Here is a 21790-nt window from a genome sequence, read left to right on the forward strand (position 1 = left end):
CACAAACCCAGCCCGCCGCAGGCGCAACGGCGAGACGCCCCGCGGCGCGAGAGACGGGTACGTGCGGGGGCGCCGCAAAGCGCAACGGCGACCCAGCCCCGCGGCGCAGCAGACGGGTACGTGGGAGGCGCAGCAAACGGCTACGTGGGATCGAGAACCCTCCCCGTCGTGACTCGCCGCAACGCCGCCGCCAGGTCGTGCCCCGTGGGAAGCGCGTCCGGCGTGACCAGGGACTGGACCATCAGGCCCGTGAGGAGGGCCTGGTAGAAGGAGCCGACGATGCGGGCCGCCTCCGCGTCGACCTCCGTGTCGGGGACGCCCTCGAAGAGGGCGACCAGGCCCTCGCCGCCCTCCGGCAGTACGGCTCCAATCGCCTCCCGCAGGCCCTCGTCGCGCGGGAGCAGCCCCAGCACCTCGACCTGGGCGGCGATGAACTCCGGTTCCGTGGCGATGTGTTGGAGCACCCGGTCCCAGGTCTCGGCGAACCGTTCCAGCGGATCGGTGGAGGTCCGGGCGCCCTCCGCGGCGGCCGGTGCCTCGGCCATGCTCATGCCCCACTCCTCGCTGGACGCGATCACCGCCTGGCGCATCAGGGCGTCCTTGGAGCCGTAGTGGTAGCCGATAGAGGCGAGGTTGGCGCCGGAGGCGGCCACGATGTCGCGGGCGGTGGTGCGCGCGTACCCCTTCTCCAGCAGGCAGCGCTTGGCGCCTTCCAGAAGATCTTCACGGTGTCCCATGGCGGCAGCCTAATCGCCGGCATACGGCTGTACCAGACAGGTGTCTTATACGCACGTCTACGCGCACGCGGACTCGCAGGCCTCGGACGCCCCCCGGACGGAGGCCCCCGGGGGGAGACCCCAGGCGCAGGCACCCCCAACGCGGCTCAGCGGGGCCCCTCGGTGCCGGGCCCCTCCGTGCCGGGCCCCTCCGCACCCCTCCGCTTCCGGTCCTCAGGGGGTGTGGCCTCGGGCGTCTGCTCCGTGTCGCGCCGGGTGTCGGCGTCCGGACGGGCTTCGCGGGTGCGGTCCCCCGCTCCGGCGCTGGCCATCGGCCGTTCGAAGAGCTTGTTGCGCTCGCCCGGCGTCCGTGCCGGGCCGCCGGCCTCCGCTTCGGGGCGCGGCGCGGCGGGCCGCACCGCGTCCGTGCCACCCGGCTCGCCGCGGGCGGTCTCCGGCGCACCCTGGCTGCCCGTGAGGTCCGTGTCCGGACGGGCCGTGGGCGCCGCGCCGACCGGCCGGATCAGGCCGTAGTGGCGGTACAGCTCGGTCTCTTCGGACGGGTCGAGGTGGGCGTCGGCGTCGATCCGCGGGGCCTTCTTGATCGTCTCCTTGGTGTGCGGAACGTGCAGTTCGTCGCCGGTCCGGCGGGCCCCGGCGAGCGGGATGAAGCTCTCCTTCATGCCGAACAGCCCGGTGCGCACGGTGATCCACTCGGGCTCGTTGGTGGCGTCGTCCCGGTAGACCTGCTGCACCGTGCCCACCTTCGCGCCGTTCGCGTCGACCACGTGCAAACCGGTCAGCGTCTGCGGGGTGTCTCCCAGAGGTGCGTTCATGGGTCCTGCTCCTTCCGCACGCGCCGGTGCGGCACGCACAGTTCCCATTGCGCGACGCCCGCTTCCGGGTTGCGACTCGGGAGGCTCGCAAAGCTCGGGAGGTGCCCGGCCGGACGGCCCCAGGAGCCCCTCGCGGCTCCCCCGGGCTCGCCGTCGCTACGCCATTCGGGTGAATGCTGGACCGGTCAGCCGCACGAGCCGCAGCCCCGTGGCGTCCGTACGATGCCGGCACGCGAACGGGCCCGGACCCCGCCGAAGCGGGAGCCGGGCCCGTTGACCTGCGAAGACCGTCGGTCAGTGGCCGAGGTTCACCGCGCGCACGGACGTCGCGCCGATCTCCTCGGAGATCTCGTTGAGCACGTTCGCGGGAATGGTGTCGTCGACGGTCAGCACGACCAGCGCCTCACCGCCGACGTCGGCCCGGGAGACCTGCATGCCGCCGATGTTGATGCCCGCCTCGCCCAGGATGCGGCCGACCGTGCCGACGACGCCGGGGCGGTCGGTGTAGCGCATGAACGCCATGTGGTCGGCGAGCGTGAGGTCGATCGAGTGCTCCCCGACCGCCACGATCTTCTGGACGTTCTTGTGGCCGGCGAGCGTGCCGGAGATCGACACCTCCTCGCCGCCGGCGAGCGTGCCGCGCACGGTGACCACGTTCCGGTGCTCGGGCGACTCGCTGCTGGTCGTCAGCCGCACCTCGACGCCGCGCTCCTGCGCGAACAGCGGGGCGTTGACGTAGCTCACCGTCTCGTCCACCACGTCCTCGAACACGCCCTTGAGCGCGGAGAGTTCGAGCACCTTGACGTCGTGCTGGGTGATCTCGCCGTACACCTCGACGTCGAGCCGCATCGCCACCTCGCCGGCCAGCGCGGTGAAGATCCGGCCGAGCCGCTCGGCCAGCGGCAGCCCGGGCTTGACGTCCTCGGCGATCACGCCGCCCTGGACGTTGACCGCGTCCGGCACCAGCTCGCCGGCCAGCGCCAGCCGCACCGACTTGGCGACCGCGATACCGGCCTTCTCCTGCGCCTCACCCGTCGAGGCGCCCAGGTGCGGGGTGCACACGACCTGGTCGAACTCGAACAGCGGGGAGTCGGTGCAGGGCTCGACGGCGTACACGTCCAGGCCCGCGCCGGCGACCCGGCCCTCCTTGAGCGCGGTGGCCAGCGCCGCCTCGTCGACGATCCCGCCGCGTGCGGCGTTGACGATCCGGACCGACGGCTTGACCTTGTGCAGCGCCTCGTCGCCGATGAGACCGATGGTCTCCGGCGTCTTGGGGAGGTGGACGGTGATGAAGTCGGAGACCTCCAGCAGCTCGTCCAGGGTCAGCAGCTTGACGCCCATCTGCGCGGCGCGGGCCGGCTGGACGTACGGGTCGTAGGCGACGACCTTCATGCCGAACGCCGACATCCGCTGGGCGACCAGGACGCCGATCCGGCCGAGGCCGACCACGCCGAGGGTCTTCTCGCTGAGCTCGACGCCGGTGTACTTGCTGCGCTTCCACTCGCCGTTCTTGAGCGCGGTGTTGGCCTGCGGGATGTTGCGCGCGGTGGCGACCAGCAGACCGCAGGCGAGCTCGGCGGCGGTGACGATGTTGGAGGTCGGGGCGTTGACGACCATCACGCCGGCCTTGGTGGCGGCGGAGACGTCGACGTTGTCCAGGCCCACGCCGGCGCGGGCGACGACCTTCAGCTTCTTGGCGGCGGCGATGGCCTCGGCGTCCACCTTCGTGGCGCTGCGCACCAGGATGGCGTCGACGTCGACGATGGCGGGGAGCAGCTCGGCACGGTCCGCGCCGTTGCAGTGCCGGATGTCGAAGTCCGGGCCGAGGGCGTCGACGGTGGCGGGCGACAGCTCTTCGGCGATCAGTACGACAGGTTTCGAGCTCACGTGGTCTTCAGTCCTCACTAGTCCTTCGCGGACGGCCGTCCCGACGGCCGAAGGCGGTGAAGGGGGAAAGCCGCGTGGAAGACGCACGACGTTGTGAGCCTGAACGCGCTTGTGATGGGCAGTGTAGTGGCGGTGGGGGGCGCGCCCTGTGCCGTTGCGGAAGGATCACCCGTGCGTGGTTCTACGCGGTGGACAAGGCGCCGCGGCGTGCGCGGCCGGTCCTACGGACGAGGGGGCCGCGAGTGTTTCGCGACCCCCTGTCCACCGGGCTCACGCCTGGTCGTCGACCCAGCTCATCAGCTTCCGCAGCTTCTTGCCGGTGGTCTCCAGCAGGTGGTCCTCGTCGGCCTTCTTGTACTCGTTGTACTTCGGCAGACCGGCCTGGTACTCCGCCATCCAGTTGTTGGCGAAGGTGCCGTCCTGGATCTCGGCGAGGACCTTCTTCATCTCGGCCTTGGTGGCGTCGGTGACGACCCGCGGGCCGGTGACGTAGTCGCCCCACTCGGCGGTCTCGGAGACCGACCAGCGCATCTTCTCCAGGCCGCCCTCGTACATGAGGTCCACGATGAGCTTCAGCTCGTGCAGGCACTCGAAGTACGCGATCTCCGGCTGGTAGCCCGCCTCGACCAGGGTCTCGAAGCCGGCCTTGACCAGCGCGGAGGCGCCACCGCAGAGCACCGCCTGCTCACCGAACAGGTCGGTCTCGGTCTCCTCGGTGAAGGTGGTCTTGATGACGCCGGCGCGGGTGCCGCCGATGCCCTTGGCGTAGGAGAGCGCCAGCGCGAAGGCGTTGCCGGACGCGTCCTGCTCGACGGCCGCGATGCACGGCACGCCGCGGCCCTCTTCGTACTGGCGGCGCACCAGGTGGCCCGGGCCCTTGGGGGCGACCATGCAGACGTCCACGCCGGCCGGGGCCTTGATGAAGCCGAACCGGATGTTGAAGCCGTGGCCGAAGAACAGCGCGTCGCCGTCCTTCAGGTTGTCCTTGATGGACTCCTCGTAGACCTTGGCCTGGATCGGGTCCGGCACCAGGATCATGATGACGTCGGCCTCGGCGGCGGCCTCGGCCGGGGTGACCACGCGCAGGCCCTGCTCCTCGGCCTTGGCCTTGGACTTGGAGCCCTCGTGCAGACCGACGCGCACGTCGACGCCCGAGTCGCGCAGGGACAGCGCGTGGGCGTGGCCCTGGCTTCCGTAGCCGATCACCGCGACCTTGCGGTTCTGGATGATGGACAGGTCGGCGTCGTCGTCGTAGAACAGCTCGGCCACTTCGGGTTTCTCCTTGGATCTAGCGGGTGCCCACACAGTACGTCGGGCGGGGTGGGGAAGGTCGGTGGGTCTCGCCATACGGTCCGGTCGGGCCGCGGCGGACGGGCGGGTCAGGCCGAACGGTCCAGCGCGCGCAGCGAGCGGTCCGTGATGGAGCGGGCGCCGCGGCCTATGGCGATCGTGCCGGACTGCACCAGTTCCTTGATGCCGAACGGCTCCAGCATCTTCAGCATCGCCTCCAGCTTTTCACTGGATCCGGTGGCCTCGATGGTGACGGCCTCGGGCGAGACGTCGACGGTCTTGGCTCGGAAGAGCTGGACGATCTCGACGATCTGCGAGCGGGTCTCGTTGTCCGCGCGGACCTTCACCAGGACCAGTTCGCGCTGGATCGCGGCGCCGGGCTCCAGCTCGACGATCTTCAGGACGTTGACGAGCTTGTTGAGCTGCTTGGTGACCTGCTCCAGGGGCAGCGACTCGACGCTGACCACGATGGTGATGCGGGAGATGTCGGGGTGTTCGGTGACCCCGACGGCGAGCGAGTCGATGTTGAAGCCGCGGCGGGAGAACAGCGCGGCGATCCGGGCGAGGATGCCGGGGGTGTTCTCCACCAGGACGGAGAGCGTGTGCTTGGACATGGTCTTCTCTCTTTCGCTCTTCGTCGTCTCAGTCGTCTTCGTTGTCGCCGAAGTCGGGACGCACGCCGCGGGCGGCCATGACCTCGTCGTTGGAGGTGCCGGCGGCGACCATCGGCCACACCTGGGCGTCCTCGTGGACGATGAAGTCGATCACGACCGGGCGGTCGTTGATGGCATTGGCCTCTTCGATGACCTTGTCGAGGTCGGCCGGGTCCTCGCAGCGCAGCGCCACGCAGCCCATGGCCTCGGAGAGCTTGACGAAGTCCGGGATGCGGGTGCCCGCCGAGGGCTTGCCGGCGCCGCTGGTCAGCTCGTCGGGGCCGCTGTGCAGCACGGTGTTGGAGTAGCGCTGGTTGTAGAAGAGGGTCTGCCACTGGCGGACCATGCCCAGCGCGCCGTTGTTGATGATGGCGACCTTGATCGGGATGTTGTTGAGCGCGCAGGTGACCAGTTCCTGGTTGGTCATCTGGAAGCAGCCGTCACCGTCGATCGCCCAGACCGTGCGGTCCGGCCGGCCGGCCTTGGCGCCCATCGCGGCGGGCACGGCGTAGCCCATGGTCCCGGCGCCGCCGGAGTTGAGCCAGGTGGCGGGCTGCTCGTAGTTGATGAAGTGGGCGGCCCACATCTGGTGCTGGCCGACGCCGGCGGCGTAGATGGTGTCGGCGGGGGCGAGCTTGCCGATCCGCTCGATGACCTGCTGCGGGGACAGGCTGCCGTCGTCGGGCTGCTCGTAGCCCAGCGGGTAGGTCTCCCGCCAGCGGTTGAGGTCCTTCCACCAGCTGCTGTAGTCGCCCTTGTGGCCGGCGTCGTGCTCGGCCTGGACGGCCACGATCAGGTCGGCGATGACCTCGCGGGCATCACCGACGATCGGGACGTCCGCGGCGCGGTTCTTGCCGATCTCGGCCGGGTCGATGTCGGCGTGCACGACCTTGGCGTACGGCGCGAAGGAGTCCAGCTTTCCGGTGACCCGGTCGTCGAAGCGGGCGCCGAGGGTGATCAGCAGGTCGGCCTTCTGCAGCGCGGTGACCGCGGTGACCGAGCCGTGCATGCCGGGCATGCCGACGTGCTGCGGGTGGCTGTCGGGGAAGGCGCCCAGTGCCATCAGGGTGGTGGTGACCGGGGCGCCGGTCAGCTCGGCGAGCACCTTCAGCTCGGCGGTGGCACCGGCCTTGAGGACGCCGCCGCCGACGTAGAGCACCGGGCGCTTGGACTCGGCGATCAGCCGGGCGGCCTCGCGGATCTGCTTGGCGTGCGGCTTGGTCACCGGGCGGTAGCCGGGCAGGTCGGTGTGCGGCGGCCAGCTGAAGGTGGTCTGTGCCTGCAGGGCGTCCTTGGCGATGTCGACCAGGACCGGGCCGGGACGGCCGGTGGACGCGATGTGGAACGCCTCGGCGATCGTCTTGGGGATCTCGGCCGGGTCGGTGACCAGGAAGTTGTGCTTGGTGATCGGCATCGTGATGCCGCAGATGTCCGCCTCCTGGAAGGCGTCGGTGCCGATCGCCTTCGACGCGACCTGACCGGTGATCGCGACCAGCGGGACGGAGTCCATGTGGGCGTCCGCGATCGGGGTGACGAGGTTGGTGGCACCCGGGCCCGAGGTGGCCATGCAGACCCCGACCTTGCCGGTGGCCTGCGCGTATCCCGTGGCGGCGTGCCCGGCGCCCTGCTCGTGGCGGACGAGGATGTGCCGGACCTTCGAGGAGTCCATCATCGGGTCGTACGCCGGCAGGATCGCACCGCCGGGGATGCCGAACACGGTGTCGGCCCCGACCTCCTCCAGCGCACGGATGAGGGACTGCGCGCCCGTGACGTGCTCGACGGTGGCGGACGGCTGCGGTCCGCCGGCGTTACGGGCCCGCGGCTGCGGATGGTGGGCCCCGGAGGCCTGCTCGGTCATCTGCGTCTCTTCTCGAAGCTGAGGGTTTTGACGGGATTTGTGAGGTTGCTGTGCAACAAAAAACCCCTCGTGCCGGGTGGCAAGCGAGGGGAGCGCGTCGGTGCGGTCTGCCGGGCGGCGTAGGGGCCCAGCTTCAGCCGACGCGCTTTCCAAGTACGAGAATTCGGGTGCGCATGGCACTGACCCTCCCCCTCTCGTGCACCGAGTGTCAAGTGGGTGGGACGGAGGTCTCACTATTTGAGCGCAATGGGGGATGCGCCATGGTCTCCGGACCGGTCAGACCCCCACGTCGGGCGGGCACTCCGCTGCCGCTGAGCACCACCGCGCGCCCCTGCCCCGCGTGGTCGGGAACGGGGTAACCGGTGCGGGTGAGCGCCCGGCGCAGCCGGTGTTCGTCGAGCGGGCCGGAGAAGGCCAGGCCCATGCCGTGCGTGCAGCCCATCGAGCGCAGGGCCAGGACCTGTTCGGGCAGGTCGACGCCGTCCGCGACGGTCTGCATGCCCAGGTCACCGGCGATCCGCAGCAGCCCGGCGGTGATCTTGTGCAGCCGGGAGGACTCCACCACGCCGTCGACCAGGCCGCGGTCCAGCCGCAGGACGTCGACGGGCAGCCGGCGCAGCGCGGTGATCGCGGCGTACCCGCTGCCGAAGCCGTCGAGGGCGATCCGTACGCCGAGCCGGCGCAGTGCGGCCAGTCGGCGCTCCAGGTCGTCCAGCGGGATCCGGGAGTCGCTTTCGGACAGTTCCAGGACGAGCTCCCGGGCGGGCAGGCCGTGCCGGGTGAGGAGCGCTTCGACGCCCTTGGGGGCCAGCGCGCGGTCCAGCAGCCGACGGGCGGAGAGCCGGACCGCGACCGGGATCTGGTGGCCGGCGCGGTGGCGTGCGGCGGCCTGCCGGACGGCCTCCTCCAGCTGCCAGCGGTCGAGTTCCGCGGCGCGGTCGCCGTCGTCGGTGTACCGGCCGCGGTCGCCGACCCGGAGGAATTCGGCGGGGGTGAACAGGATGCCCTCGGCGGAGCGCCAGCGGGCGTGCGCGGCGACCGCGGTGACCCGCCCGGTGGCCAGGTCGACGACGGGCTGGTGCAGCAGCGCGAATTCGCCTTCGCTGAGGGCCGTGCGGAGCTTGGAGGCGAGCTCGGCGCGGTGCGCGACCTCGTCCTGCATCTGCGGGGCGTAGAGCTCGACCCGGCCCTTGCCGGCCTGCTTGGCGCGGTACATGGCGAGGTCGGCGTTGCGGAGCAGACCGGCGGGGGTGACGCCCGGTTCGGCGAAGGCGACGCCGATGCTGGCCGCCACGCGGACGTCCCGGCCGTCGATGCGGTACGGCTCGGAGAGCTTGATGCGCAGCCGGTCGGCGATCTCGTGGATGCGGAACTCGCGGGCCGCGCGGTCGCGGGTGCCGTCGCCGGTGATCAGCGCGGCGAACTCGTCGCCGCCCAGCCGGGCCGCTATGTCGCCGGCGCGGACCGATTCGGCGAGCCGGCGGGCGGCCTGGATCAGCAGTTCGTCGCCGGCCTGGTGGCCGATGGTGTCGTTGACCTGCTTGAAGCCGTCGAGGTCGATGTAGAGCACGGCGGTGTCGTGGTCGCTGGCCCGCCGGCCGGTGACGGCCTGGGTGACGCGTTCGGTGAACAGCGCGCGGTTGGGCAGGTCGGTGAGCGCGTCGTGCGAGGCGTTGTGCTGGAGCTGGGCCTGGAGCCGGACGCGTTCGGTGACGTCGCGGGAGTTGAAGATCAGGCCGCCGTGGTGGCGGTTGACCGTGGACTCGACGTTCAGCCAGCCGTCGACGCCGGAGCGCCGTCCGCCGGCCCGGAAGCGGCATTCGATGCGGGTGGTCGGCTCGTCCTGCGGATCGGCGGCGAGGAACCGGCGGACCTCGTGCACCACCCGGCCGAGGTCCTCGGGGTGGATCAGCGTCGCGAGTTCGGAGCCGATCAGTTCCTCCGCGTCGCGGCCGTAGACGCCGGCGGCGGCCGGGCTGACGTAGCGCAGCACGCCGGACGGCGCGGCGATCATGATGACGTCGCTGGAGCCCTGCACCAGGGAGCGGAAGTGGTTCTCCTTCTGGGCGAGTTCATGGGTCAGGGTGATGTTGTCGAGCAGCATGATGCCCTGGCGGACGACCAGGGCGAGCACGACCGTGCAGCCGGTGAAGAGCACCACGCGGTCGAGCCGCCGCCCGTCGAGAACGTTGGTGAGGATGCCCAGGGTGCAGACCGCGGCGGCGAGGTACGGGGTGAGCGCGGCGAGCGAGCCGGCGAGCGGACGGCTGCCGTGCGGGAGGCGGACCGCGGCGGGCTCGGCCGCCTCGTCCGGCTCCTCCTCCTCGGCCCGGCGGGCGACCCAGGGCGCGTATGCGAGCAGCATCGAACCGGCGAACCACCCGGCGTCCAGGATCTGCCCGGAGCGGTAGTGCTCGCGCAGCAGCGGGGAGCTGAACAGGGCGTCGCACAGCACCGTCAGCGCGAGCGCGGCGATGGCGGTGTTGACGGCCGAGCGGTGCACCGAGGAGCGCCGGAAGTGCAGGACCAGGACCATGCTGACGAGCACGATGTCCAGGAGTGGGTAGGCCAGCGACAGGGCGCTCTGCGCCACGCTGCGGCCCTGGAAGTGGGCGGTGTGCGCGAGCGCGAGGCTCCAGGAGAGGGTGAGCAGCGAGCCGGCGATCAGCCAGGAGTCCAGGCCCAGGCAGACCCAGCCGGCCCGGCTCACCGGGCGCTTGGCGAGCACCAGCAGGCCGACGATGGCCGGCGGCGCGAACAGCAGGAAGCAGAAGTCGGCCGGCGAGGGGCTGGGGACGGTCGTGCCCAGGATGACCTCGTACCAGCCCCATACGCCGTTGCCGATGCCGGCCATCCCCGAGGAGGCGGCGAACAGCATCCAGGCCGGCCGGAGCCGGCTGCGGTGCCGGCGGGCGTACAGACCGCACGAGACGGCCGCGACCAGGGCCGCGAAGCTGAGTCCGAAGTCCCCCATGAACAGGGCGACTTCGGTGGATCCCCAGCCGAAGGCGGCTCCGAGGGCGTAGCCGCCGCAGACCACGGCCAGGACGACCTGCGGCACCGGGCTCGGCGGACCGCCGGCCGGTGTCGGTGGCCTGGAGAGCATCGCCCCGGGGGCGCTCACCGCACTCTCCCGTGGTCCCGCGCCGGACGGCGCCTCGCGCGGGGCGCCCGGTGGCCCCGCCGCGTCCCCGCGGGCGCCCGTGGATCCCGCCTCTTGCGGATCGTCCATCGTCCGTACATCGCCCGTCGCCCCCCTTGCGTTCCGGATCTCGCATCGCGCCGCGGCTGTCCCGGCGCCGTCCCCGCTCGGACGATACACCAGTTCCGTCACTCAGCGACATAGGGTATCTACGGAGCGTGACGGCGTGCGGGGTGGTGAATACCCACCGCAGTCGTACGGCCCCGTAGCGCCATCCGCGCCCCGTTTCAGTCGGCGGTCGCGACGACGTTCCGCAGGGGTTCGCCGGCCGCGAAAAGCGCCAACTGGTCCCGCAGCAGCCGCTTCGCACGGGGCAGGAAAGCAGAGCTGGGACCACCGACGTGTGGAGTGATGAGCACGCCCGGAGCGTGCCACAGCGGATGCCCGGCGGGCAGGGGTTCGGGATCGGTGACGTCGAGCGCCGCGCGCAGCCGCCCGGATTCGAGCTCGGCGAGCAGTGCCTCGGTGTCGACGATGGCCCCGCGCGCGATGTTCACGAGGAGTGCGCCCTCCTTCATCCGCGCCAGGAAATCGCGTCCGACCAGGCCACGGGTCTCGTCGGTGAGCGGAGTGGCGAGGACGACGACGTCCGCGTCGGGCAGGAGGGCGGACAGGTCGGAGAGTGGGTGCACGGGGCCGCGCACTGTGTCACGCGCGGTGCGTGCGACGCGCACCACCCGCGCACATTCGAAAGGCGTGAGCCGGTCTTCGATGGCACTGCCGATCGAACCATAGCCCACAATGAGGACCGACTTGTCGGCGAGGGCAGGCCGGAAGCCCGGCCGCCACTCCCCCGCGTCCTGGGCCCGGACGAAGCCGGGGACGTCGCGCAGCGCCGCCAGTATCAAGGTGAGCGCGAGTTCGGCGGTGCTGGCGTCGTGCAGTCCGCGGGCGTTGCACAGCTGGGCCCCGGCCGGCATCCGCGGCAGCCCGGGCAGCATGTGCTCGATGCCGGCGGTGAGGGTCTGCACCACCCGCACCCGGTCCATGCGGGCCAGCGGCCGCAGGCTGGCCTCCGCGCCCTTCATGTAGGGGACGGCGTAGAAGACGCACCGGGCCGGATCGGCCGGGTACTCGGGGCCGGCGTCCCAGTGGACGTAGTGGAGGCCGCCGGGCAGGCCCTCGATCTCGTCGGGCGGGATCGGGAGCCAGACGTCGTTCGGTTCGGTGCGCTGGTCTGCGGTTGCCATGGCCCGAGGCTATGCGAAGGGATGTTCTGCTCAGACGTTAGTTTGGTCCGTGCCCTTGATCGGGGGCGAGGGGACGGAGGCACAACCAGGTGGAGCGCAGGACAATCGGTGCGGCGGCTCTGGAAGTGGGCGCCGTGGGTCTCGGCTGTATGCCGATGAGCTGGGGGTACACCGAGTCGCAGCGCAACGGGGAGGGGTCCCTGCGGGCCCTGCACACCGCGCTGGACCGTGGTTGCAGCCTGCTGGACACCGCCGACATGTACGGACCGTTCACCAACGAGCTGTTGGTGGGACGGGCTTTGAGGGAGCGCCGGCGGGACGCGTTCGTCTCGACCAAGGTCGGGCTGCTCGTGGGCGAGCAGCACATCGTCGCCAACGGGCGGCCCGGTTACGTCAAACGCGCCTGTGACGCCTCGCTGCGCCGGCTGCAGACGGACCGGATCGACCTCTATCAGCTGCACCGGGCCGATCCCGAGGTGCCCATCGAGGAGACCTGGGGGGCGATGGCGGAGCTGGTGGCGGCCGGGAAGGTGCGGTCGCTGGGGCTGTGCGCGGTGGGCGCGCGGGCGGTGCGGCAGCCCCGCGCGGCCCGTGCGGAGCGGCGGCCGGCCGGGGCCCGGCCGCGGTCCCGGACGCACGACGGCACGCTGGCCCAACTGGAGCGCATCCAGCAGGTGTTCCCGGTCAGCAGTGTGCAGGCCGAGCTGTCGGTGTGGTCGCGCCAGGCGCTGGAGGCGCTGCTGCCGTGGTGCGAGTCGCGCGGGGTGGGCTTCCTGGCGGCGATGCCGCTGGGCAACGGCTATCTGACCGGCACGCTCACCCCGGGGCAGGGATTCGAACGGGAGGACCTGCGGGCCCGCCATCCGCGCTTCACGGCCGAGATGATGGCCGCGAACCAGCCGCTGGTGGCCGGGCTGCGGCGGGTCGGCGCCCGGTACGGCGCGACGCCGGGACAGGTGGCCCTGGCGTGGGTGCTGGCCCAGGGCCGTCATGTCGTTCCCGTGCCCGGTACGAAGAAGGAGCGCTGGGCCGCGCAGAACGCCAAGGCGGCCGATCTGGTGCTCGGCCGCGAGGATCTGACGGAGATCACCGCGCTGCCGCCGGCCCGGCAGTCCTGGTAGCCCGTCGGCCGGCCGGGCGTGCGCGCCGGTGTGCCGCGTCCGGCGGCCCGATGTGGTGTTCTTGTGCTCGCCCGGACGACGAGAGGACCCCTGCCGTGCAACGCCGTTCCCAGACCGCCGTGTTGGCCGCCGCTTCGCTGCTTCTGGCAGCGGGTTGTTCGAACGGTGGCGCGCAGCCCCCCGGCGGGGGTGCCCCCGCCACGGCGAAGAGCCCCGGCGCCTCGGCCCGTGCCACCTCGCCGGGCGCCACCCCGTCACCCGCGGCGCCGGCCGCCAAGGGCTCGGTGAAGGTGACGAAGACGCTGACCACCGGGCTGAAGTCGCCGTGGGGCGTGGCGGTGCTGCCGGGCGGGGACCTGCTCGTCGGTTCGCGGGACACCGGCAAGATCGTCCGGATCGCCGTGGACAGCGGGAAGACCACCGAGCTGGGCTCGGTGCCGGGCGTGGCCCCGGGCGGCGAGGGCGGGCTGCTCGGCCTCGCGGTGTCCTCGGACTTCGGCACCGACCGCCAGGTCTACGCGTACTTCACCACCGCGTCCGACAACCGCATCGCCCGCATGATCTACGACGACAAGCGCCCGCCGGGCGACCAGCTGGGCGCGCCCGACACGATCCTGCGGGGCATCCCCAAGGGCGAGATCCACAACGGCGGGCGGATCGCGTTCGGCCCGGACAAGATGCTCTACGCCGGCACCGGCGAGACCGGTGACACCGGGCTGGCGCAGGACAAGAGCTCGCTGGGCGGCAAGATCCTGCGGATGACGCCGGACGGCGAGCCGGCGCACGGCAATCCCTCGGCCGATTCGGTGGTGTACGACTACGGCCACCGCAATGTGCAGGGGCTGGCCTGGGACTCCGAGCACCGGCTCTGGGCCTCGGAGTTCGGGCAGCACACCTGGGACGAGCTCAATCTCATCGAGCCGGGGAAGAACTACGGCTGGCCGGAGATCGAGGGCAAGGCCAAGTCCGGCCAGGGCGGCCCGGATTACGCCGACCCGGTCGAGGTGTGGAAGACCGACGACGCCTCGCCCAGCGGCATCGCGTACGCCAAGGGCTCCCTCTGGATGGCGTCGCTGCGCGGTGAGCGGCTGTGGCGCATCCCGCTGAACGGGACGAAGCCGGTGGCGGCCCCGCAGGCGTTCCTCAAGGGCACCTACGGGCGGCTGCGGACGGTGGTGGCGGCCGGTGACGGCACGTTGTGGCTGGTCACCAGCAACACCGACGGGCGCGGCACGCCCCGTAAGGGAGATGACCGGATTCTCCGCCTCAAGGTGAGCTGATCCTTCTGGTCCCCTTTTCGTGTGTCCTGCCTACACTCGGGTGGCAGGGGACGGGTGCGCGTCACGCCGAAGAGGGGACAGGCACCGTGTTCAACATCGTGGAAGAACTGTTCGCGCCGGGCCGTAAGCACACCGACGAGGAACGGCAGAAGATGTCGCTGGTCGTCGACGACATCGGTGACGGCGACCCGGGGAAGGGCCCGATAGACCTCTCCTCGGGGACCGTCGTCATCCGCACGGGACGGGCCGGCGGCCGCGCTACGTAAGGGGCCTGCCCGCGGGGCGGATCGGCGCCGTGGCGCCGATCCGCCCCGCGGCGATGTCCCGGCTGCGGGCTGCGGCGACCGCACCGACCACCGGCATGGCGAGCAGGGCCACGCATATCGGCCCGTAGCCGCCGTCGGTCGCCTCGGTCATCACCACGACCTCTCCGGAGGACAGCGTGCCGCCGAGCAGGAAGCACACCAGCGCCCGCAGCGGCCCGGAGGCGACCAGCCGGAGCGGGGCGTAGGCCAGTACGAGGCCGAGGGCCGCGCCGATCAGGACGCCCACGGCAAGCGAACCCAGCACGGCGACCGCGGTCAGTGCCGGGTCCTCCAGCGTGCTGTCACCCGGGCCGTAGAGGTACCACGTCACCATGGTGACCCTCCACAGCACGGCGCAGACGCCCGCCGGGACCGCCCCGGCCCGCAGCCCGAACACAAGCCCCCGCCGCAGCACGGCGCGTGACTTCCCCATGCCGTCCCCGTGTCCCGAACGCGCCGCCGCCTGCCGGCATCCGCACCCGGAGTATCCCAGCGGGTCACCGGGCCCGCGACGAGGGGCCGGGCACGGCTGCCGGCCGGCTCAGGACACCGCCGGTTCGCCGAACAGGCGCAGCCGGTGGGCCACCGCGCCGGCCTCGCCGCGGCCGGAGACGCCCAGCTTGGCGAGGATGTTGGAGACATGGACGCTGGCCGTCTTCGGGGAGATGAACAGCGCGTCGGCTATCTGGCGGTTGCTGCGGCCCTCGGCGACCAGACGCAGTACGTCGCGCTCGCGCGGGGTCAGGCCGAGGGATTCGGCGGGCGCGGGGTCGGCGGGTGCCCCGTTCCCGGCGCCGGCGGCCGCTGTGTCCGCCGCCGGTATCAGCCCGGGCAGCGGGATGCGGGCGCGCTGGGCGAGCAGGGCGAGTTCTTCGGCGAGCGGGCGGGCGCCAAGGGTCGTGGCGGCGGTGTGCGCCTGGGTGATCAGCAGGACGGCGGCCTCGCGCGGGGTGCGGCCGTCCAGTCCGGCGGTGGCCCGCTCGGTGCCGTGCAGCAGTGACTCCGCCCAGCGGTAGCAGGCCCGGGCGAGCTCGTACGGGCGCTCCAGCGGCTCGAAGGCGGCGACCGCCGCCGCCCAGTGGTCGGGGGTCTCGCGGCCCTCGGCGCGGCGGAGCTCGGCCTCGACGGCGACCGCGTACGCCTCCCATATCGGGCAGGCCCGGGCCAGCTTCTTGGCGGCGTCGCGGATGCGGGCCAGGACGGCGGCCCGGCCGGGCCCGGCGGCGGGCAGTCCGCGGGCGTCCGACTCGGCGGCGGTGGCCCACCACAGCAGGGGCCAGGCGTAGCGCTGGATACCGGGCGGCAGTCCGGCGTCCAGGGTTTCGGTGAGGATGGCCCGGGCGTCCAGGAGGCGGCCCTGGTGGGCGGCGATCCGCAGGGCGTGCTGGGCGAGCGGGATGGCGTGCTGCGGCTGGGGGTCGTGGGTGCCGTAGTGCTCGCGGGCGACGGCCAGTTCGCGCTCGGCGGCGTCGAAGTCGCCCATGCCGAGGGCGAGGTCCGTGCGGCGGTTGGCGGCCAGGGCGATCGAGCGGGCGTTCTGGGCGAGCCGGCGGGAGTCGGCCGCGGCCTGGAGCGCCTCTTCCCAGCGGCCCAGCGACTGGAGTGATTCGGCGCGGTTGGCCATCACCCAGCAGGTCTTGTCCTTGAGGCCGTAGTGGGTGGTGAGTTCGATGCCCTGCTCGGTGACCTCGACGGCCTCTCGGGAGCGGCCGACGCCCTCCAGGAAGGACGGGAGGTTGACGTGGCCGCGGCCGATGGCGGTGAAGTAGCCGCGTTCGACGGCGCGGTCGAGGGCGGCCCGGAGGTCGGCGAGGCCCTCGTCGACCTCGCCGGAGTCGGTCCGCAGCCCGGCCAGGGTCAGCCGGGAATTCAGCTCGGCCTCTTCGTCACCGACCAACTGGGCGAGTTCCACGGCGCGTTCGGCGGTGGCGAAGGTGCCCGGGCCCGGTTCGTGCAGCACCGCCCAGCTGGCGACGGCGGCCGTCACCTCGGCGTGCACGGACGACGGCGGCAGGCCGCGCATCAGCTCCTGGGCCCTGCCGAGGTCCTCCCAGCCGTTCCCGCGGCCGGTGCCCTGGCAGAGCCGGGAACGCTGCACCAGGAACCAGGCCGTGCGAAGGGGGTCGTTCCCGTCGCGGAGGGAGCGCAGGGCGCGCTTGGTGATCGTGAAGGCGCGTTCGCTGTCGCCGGACAGCCGGGCGGCCACCGCGATCTCGGCGAGCAGGTCCAGGAAGCGCAGCGAATCGTCGTCGCAGCCGCAGGCCGGGTACGCCTCGGCGTAGTCGACCGGGCGCACTCCCTGACGGACCTCGGGCGGCGCGTCGTCCCACAGCTCCAGCGCCCGGTCCAGCAGCCGCAGTTGCTCGGCGTAGGCATGGCGGCGGCGGGCCTGCACGGAGGCGGCGAGGACGGCGGGCAGCGCCTTGGCGGCGTCATGGGCCTTGTACCAGTAGCTGGCCAGCCGGGTCGCGCAGGCATCGGCGCGGACCAGGGAGGGGTTGGCCTCCAGGGCCTGGGCGTAGCGGCGGTTGAGGCGGGTGCGCTCGCCGGGCAGCAGGTCGTCGACGACGGCCTCGCGGACCAGGGCGTGCCGGAAGCGGTAGCCCGTGCCGTCGTCGGTGGGGACGAGGGTGTTGCTGCCGACGGCGGCCCGCAGCGCCTCGATGAGGTCGTCCTCGGGCATCTGGCAGACGGCGGAGAGGAGTTCGTGTTCGACCGTGGAGCCGCCCTCGGCGGCCGTACGGACCACCCGCTGGGCGTCCTCGGGCAGCGCCTCGACGCGCACCAGCAGCAGATCGCGCAGCGGGTCGCTGAGGCCGTGCAGACAGCCGTCGGCGAGGCTGCGGGCCAGCTCCTCGACGAAGAAGGCGTTGCCCTCCGAGCGCTTGAAGACCCGGTCGAGGGTGCTCTCCTCCGGTGCGCTGCCGTTGATGCCGGCGAGCTGGGAGCGGACCTCCTCGCGGTTGAAGCGGTCCAGCTCGACCCGCCGGACCGTGCGCATCCGGTCGATCTCGGCGAGGAACGGGCGCAACGGGTGGCGGCGGTGGATGTCGTCGGAGCGGTACGTCGCCACCAACAGGACGCCGGCGTCGTGCAGCGCCCGCAGGAGGTAGGCGAGGAGTTCGCGGGTGGAGCGGTCGGCCCAGTGGAGGTCCTCGATGACGATGACGAGCGTGCGCTCCGCGGCGAGGCGCTCCAGGAGGCGGGCGGTCAGCTCGAAGAGCCGGGCCCGGCCGATCTCCTCCCCGTGCGTCTCACCGGGTGTCTCCCCCAATTCGGGCAGGATGCGGGAGAGTTCGCCCTCCTGGCCGGCGACCGCCGCGGCGAGCTCGTCCCGCAGATGCCAGTTGAGGGTGCGCAGGATCGCGGAGAACGGCGCGAAGGGCAGCCCCTCCGAGCCGATCTCGATACAACCGCCGAGCGCGACCAGCGCGCCCCGGGCCCGCGCGGCCTCGCCGAACTCCTCGATCAGCCGGGTCTTTCCGACCCCGGCCTCGCCCCCGATCAGCAGGGCCTGCGGCTCGCCGGACGCCGCGACGCGGGCGAGCGCGTCATCGAGCGCGGCGAGCTCGGGCGCTCGACCGACGAACACGGGACTGACGGACCTGGTCTCCACGCGCTTGAGCATCGCACAGAGGTCTGACATTGCGGCAGGGGGCTTGATCGGGTGCTGGACGGCGGGTGGGGCGGAGCGGGGCCGGGTGCCGGCCGGCTCCAGCAGTGGCACGGCGTACCCGCCCCGCCCGGCCGGCTCAGGCGGTGGCACGGCGTACCCGCCACCGCCGGGCCCGGCTGCTACTCACCCGCCCCTCGGGTTCGTCGCTCCCGGAGCGGGCGGCGGCCGCACGCGCGGCCCGGCGCCCTTCGATCGCCTCGCGCGCCAGACGCTGCCGGGCGGCCTCGCGGTGCAGCTCGTCCTGCCGGACCCGGAGCTCCAGTTCGAAGCTGTGCATCTCGTTCTCCCTTGTGGCGTGGGCTGGTTGAGCCCCGGTGGTGCGGGCTCGTTGACGTGCTCAAGCCTCGTCTCCAAGGGGGTCCCGCCACATCGGGAGACTGCCCGATCTTCGGGCGCCGGGGTGCTTAGGAAATACGGCCCGCGCCCGGGAAACGGCGTACGGGCGGTGCGCAGGGCACCGCCCGTCCCTACCTCGGACAGCAGTAAGGCCCCTGTGCCTTAGGCACCGGGGTGAGTGCCTAAGGCACAGGGGCCTTAGCGACAGGGGGTCTTAGGGATGCGAGCAGCCTGCTCCTGCTGGGCAGGCTCAGGCGCCGGGCCGGGTGCCCTTCGGAATGGTGGGCATGCTCGCGAACAGGTCGAGGTACATGCCCGCGGAGATCAGCAGCCCGAGCACGCCGAGGGCCAGTCCGCCCCAGGCAACCGCCCGCACCCAGGTAGCGGCGCGCGGCCGGGTCAGCACCACCGCGGCGACCAGCGCCGCCAGCACCGCGAAGACGCCGTTGACCAGGGCGGTCGTGTGCCAGGGCGTCCCGTACATGGCGGAGATCTGGTCGGTGGCCTTACCGGCCTGGAGGTTGATCTGCCCCATCAGCGTCTGCCGCTCGGCCATCAGCGTGCCGAGCCAGGTGCCGGTGACGGAGGCCAGGCCGAGCCCGGCGGCGACGACTGCACCGGCTCCGGCGGCTACGCCGGTGGTGCTGGGCGGTGCGGGGGCGTCCAGGTCCTCGTCCTGGTCATGGCCCTGGTCAGCGTCCTCGATGTCCTCGATGTGGTCGGTGCCCTCATCGGCAGCCCCAGGGGCGGCCGCGGCGCCCGTCTTCTTCTCCGTGGCGACGGCCTGCGCCGGCACGGTCTCGTCGTCGGTCCGCTTCTCGGTGGTGGCGGTGCTGTCGGTCGTGTCGGTCGTGTCGGTCGTCCTGGTCGTACCCATGGGCGCGACCGTAGGGGCCGTGTCTGAGAGTGAGATGAGAACGGCGGCGGACGGGGAGGCCGGGGGCCTTCCCTACGTCCCCACCAGCGGCCGCTCGCCGTCCCGGGGCCCGGGCGGGCCCGGCGTGTCGGAGGACCTCGGGATGCCGGAGGCCCCCGGGACGTCGGCGGACCCCGGAACGTCGGACAACCCAGACATTCCGCCCGCCTGCCCCATAGGTGGTTCGATGCTGATCCGGGGCAGCCACCGCGCCAGCCAGGACGGCAGCCACCAGTTGGCGCCGCCCAGCATGTGCATCAGCGCCGGCACCAGCAGCGTGCGCAGCACGAACGCGTCCAGGGCGACGGCGGACGCCAGCCCGATCCCGAACATCGCGATCGTCCGGTCACCGCTCAGCACGAAGGCCGCGAACACCGCGATCATGATGACCGCCGCCGAGTTGATCACCCGACTGGTCTCCGCCAGGCCCACCCGCACGGCCCGGCGGTTGTCCCCGGTCAGCTGCCACTCCTCATACATCCGCGACACCAGGAACACCTGGTAGTCCATGGACAGCCCGAAGAGCACCGACACCATGATCACCGGCAGGAACGGCTCGATCGGCCCCGCGCTGCCCAGCCCCAGCTGCTCACTCCCCCACCCCCACTGGAAGATCGCGACGACGACCCCGAAGGACGCCGCCACGGCCGCAACGTTCATCAGCGCGGCCTTGAACGGCACCGCGAGCGAACGAAAAGCGAGCAACAACAGCACCGACCCGAGCGCAATCACGACACCGATGAACAGCGGCAGCTTGCCGACGATCACCGACGCGAAGTCGTCATAGCTCGCGGTGACCCCGCCGACCGCCACCCGCATGGTGGTGCCGCGCTCGGCCGCCGGCAGGACGTCGGTGCGCAGCCTGGCGACCAGGTCGGAGGTCTGCCGGGATTGCGGAGAACTGTCCGGAATGACGGTCAGTACCCCGGTGCTGCGACTCCCGTCGAATTCCGGCCCGCTGACCTGGGCCACCCCGGGGGCGCTGTGCAGTTGGCGCGGCAGCTTGTCGAAGGCGATCCGGTCCTTGGCGCCGTCCAGTGTGCCGACCAGCGTCAACGGCCCATTGGCCCCTGGCCCGAAGCCACCCCTGGGCCCGTCACCAGCCCCTCCCCGCGCCATCAGGTCGTACGCCTTGCGGGTCGTCGAGGTGGCCGGATTGTTGCCCTGGTCGGAGGTCCCGAGACGGAGCCCGAACGTGGGCAGCGCGAGGGTGAGCATGACGGCGGCCGCGATCGTGCCCAGCAGCTTGGGGTGCCGCTCGACGAAGCCGGACCACCGCGCGGCAACCCCCGCGGGCCGCTCGGTCCGTGCCCCTTCCCCGGCCAGCCTCCGCCGCTCCCGCCGCCCGAGCGCCCGCATCCCGATCAGCCCCAGCAGGGCCGGCAACAGGGTCACGGACGCGGCCACGGTCAGCACGACGGTGAGCGAAGCAGCCAGCGCCACCCCGTTCAGGAAGCTGAGCCGCAGGATGAGCATGCCCAGCAACGCGATGCACACGGTCGCCCCGGCGAACACCACCGCCCGCCCGGACGACGCCACGGCCCCCTCAGCCGCTTCTTCGACCGACAGTCCCGCCCTGAGCCCCTTCCTGTGCCGCGTCACGATGAACAACGCGTAATCGATCCCCACCCCGAGCCCGATCAGGCTCCCGAGCATCGGCGCGAAGTCGGCAACGGCCATGGCATGACTGAGCAACGCGATCCCGGCCGAGGCGGTACCCACCGCAGCCACCGCAGTGACGATCGGCAGGAAGGTCGCCGCCAGCGAGCCGAACGCCAGGAACAGCACCACAGCCGCCGCCCCCAGCCCGATCAGCTCCGGCAACTGCGCCCGCGGCGCCTCGGTCACGGCGACCCCGGCCCCGCCCAACTCGACCTGGAGCCCGTGCCCACTCGCGGACCGCGCGACCTCGACGACCTTGCGGACCTGCGCCGCATCCAGCTCATCGGTCGACCGCGCGAACTGGAGCGAGGCGTAGGCGGTCCGCCCGTTCCCACTGACCTGCCGCGCCCCAGGGGCTTGCGCTCCCTGGGATTTCGCTCCTTGGGATTGCGCTCCCCGCTCGTGCTTCCCGTACGGACTGTGCACCTCGGCAACCCCGGGCAGCCCGTCAACCCGCTCCAGGGTCTGCCGCATGGTCTTCTCCACCGCACCGGCCCGCACGGTCCCGTGATCGGTGTGCCACACGATGATGTCGCTGTCCCCGGTCTCCCCCGGAAACGCCTTCTCCACCAGCGCGGTCGCCCGCCCGGACTCGGTCCCCGGCACCTCGTAGTCAGTGGAGTACGCGGCCCCACTCACCCCGGCGGCCACACCCACGCCCACAAACACGGCAAGCCAAAGAACGATCACCACGATGCGGCGCCTGAGACACCACCGAGCCAGAGCGGTCACAACGTTGATCGCTTCCCGGGTTGTGCGTCGAAATCTCCCGGGTACGGGTGGTGCCGAGCGCGATGAACGGGGACGAAGAGCCCCCACGCGCCTGTTTGGCACGCCGCCGGGGCCCCATCGGAGCAGGGTG

General features: G+C 72.1%; 16 protein-coding genes. 3 read left to right on the forward strand and 13 right to left on the reverse strand.

Annotated features, from left to right (window positions below; all coding sequences use genetic code 11):
• Positions 1–140: 140 nt before the first annotated feature.
• The 8 genes from ACZ7MX_RS32270 to ACZ7MX_RS32305 all read right to left on the reverse strand — a co-directional run bounded on the left by ACZ7MX_RS32270 (position 141) and on the right by ACZ7MX_RS32305 (position 11632).
• The gene (locus ACZ7MX_RS32270; RefSeq protein WP_472137258.1) at positions 141–737 is read right to left on the reverse strand and encodes a TetR/AcrR family transcriptional regulator; all 597 of its coding nucleotides are present in this window, start codon (positions 735–737) and stop codon (positions 141–143) included.
• 146 nt (positions 738–883) lie between these two features.
• On the reverse strand, positions 884–1552 hold the full coding sequence (locus ACZ7MX_RS32275; protein ID WP_472137259.1) for a PRC-barrel domain-containing protein: 669 nt from the start codon (positions 1550–1552) through the stop codon (positions 884–886).
• Between the two features lie 294 nt (positions 1553–1846).
• Positions 1847–3439: a phosphoglycerate dehydrogenase gene (serA, locus tag ACZ7MX_RS32280; RefSeq protein WP_472137261.1), complete on the reverse strand. Its 1593-nt coding sequence runs from the start codon at positions 3437–3439 to the stop codon at positions 1847–1849.
• A 270-nt stretch (positions 3440–3709) separates the two neighbouring features.
• On the reverse strand, positions 3710–4708 hold the full coding sequence (gene ilvC / locus ACZ7MX_RS32285) for a ketol-acid reductoisomerase (RefSeq protein WP_030412856.1): 999 nt from the start codon (positions 4706–4708) through the stop codon (positions 3710–3712).
• A 110-nt stretch (positions 4709–4818) separates the two neighbouring features.
• On the reverse strand, positions 4819–5343 hold the full coding sequence (gene ilvN, locus ACZ7MX_RS32290) for an acetolactate synthase small subunit (RefSeq protein WP_030816355.1): 525 nt from the start codon (positions 5341–5343) through the stop codon (positions 4819–4821).
• A 28-nt stretch (positions 5344–5371) separates the two neighbouring features.
• Positions 5372–7240, reverse strand: coding sequence for an acetolactate synthase large subunit (locus ACZ7MX_RS32295; protein ID WP_472137263.1), 1869 nt, complete (start codon positions 7238–7240; stop codon positions 5372–5374).
• Positions 7241–7448: 208 nt separating this feature from the next.
• Positions 7449–10364: a putative bifunctional diguanylate cyclase/phosphodiesterase gene (locus tag ACZ7MX_RS32300; RefSeq protein ID WP_472137265.1), complete on the reverse strand. Its 2916-nt coding sequence runs from the start codon at positions 10362–10364 to the stop codon at positions 7449–7451.
• 305 nt (positions 10365–10669) lie between these two features.
• Entirely contained in the window at positions 10670–11632 is a 963-nt protein-coding gene (locus ACZ7MX_RS32305) for a 2-hydroxyacid dehydrogenase (RefSeq protein ID WP_472137266.1), read from the reverse strand.
• Between the two features lie 89 nt (positions 11633–11721).
• Here ACZ7MX_RS32305 and ACZ7MX_RS32310 point away from each other — a divergent pair, with 89 nt between their 5' ends.
• From ACZ7MX_RS32310 to ACZ7MX_RS32320, 3 genes are all read left to right on the forward strand, one after another.
• Entirely contained in the window at positions 11722–12753 is a 1032-nt protein-coding gene (locus tag ACZ7MX_RS32310) for an aldo/keto reductase (RefSeq protein ID WP_472137268.1), read from the forward strand.
• 95 nt (positions 12754–12848) lie between these two features.
• Positions 12849–14033: a PQQ-dependent sugar dehydrogenase gene (locus ACZ7MX_RS32315; protein WP_472137270.1), complete on the forward strand. Its 1185-nt coding sequence runs from the start codon at positions 12849–12851 to the stop codon at positions 14031–14033.
• 86 nt (positions 14034–14119) lie between these two features.
• Positions 14120–14299, forward strand: a complete 180-nt coding sequence (locus ACZ7MX_RS32320; protein ID WP_030412850.1) for a DUF6191 domain-containing protein — start codon at positions 14120–14122, stop codon at positions 14297–14299.
• Here ACZ7MX_RS32320 and ACZ7MX_RS32325 read toward each other — a convergent pair.
• From ACZ7MX_RS32325 to ACZ7MX_RS32345, 5 genes are all read right to left on the reverse strand, one after another.
• Complete coding sequence (locus ACZ7MX_RS32325; protein ID WP_472137272.1) at positions 14292–14771, reverse strand: hypothetical protein; 480 nt, start codon at positions 14769–14771, stop codon at positions 14292–14294. The genes ACZ7MX_RS32320 and ACZ7MX_RS32325 overlap by 8 nt on opposite strands.
• A 108-nt stretch (positions 14772–14879) precedes the next feature.
• A complete protein-coding gene (locus tag ACZ7MX_RS32330) occupies positions 14880–17966 on the reverse strand; it encodes a helix-turn-helix transcriptional regulator (RefSeq protein ID WP_472137505.1) in 3087 nt (1028 codons plus the stop codon).
• Positions 17967–18090: 124 nt separating this feature from the next.
• Complete coding sequence (locus tag ACZ7MX_RS32335; RefSeq protein ID WP_472137274.1) at positions 18091–18291, reverse strand: hypothetical protein; 201 nt, start codon at positions 18289–18291, stop codon at positions 18091–18093.
• A gap of 309 nt (positions 18292–18600) precedes the next feature.
• Positions 18601–19227 (reverse strand): hypothetical protein, encoded by a 627-nt coding sequence (locus ACZ7MX_RS32340; protein WP_472137276.1) that lies wholly within the window; start codon positions 19225–19227, stop codon positions 18601–18603.
• Between the two features lie 72 nt (positions 19228–19299).
• Entirely contained in the window at positions 19300–21660 is a 2361-nt protein-coding gene (locus tag ACZ7MX_RS32345; protein ID WP_472137278.1) for an MMPL family transporter, read from the reverse strand.
• Positions 21661–21790 lie beyond the last annotated feature (130 nt).

It is taken from the genome of Streptomyces sp. NPDC107765, from assembly GCF_055657085.1.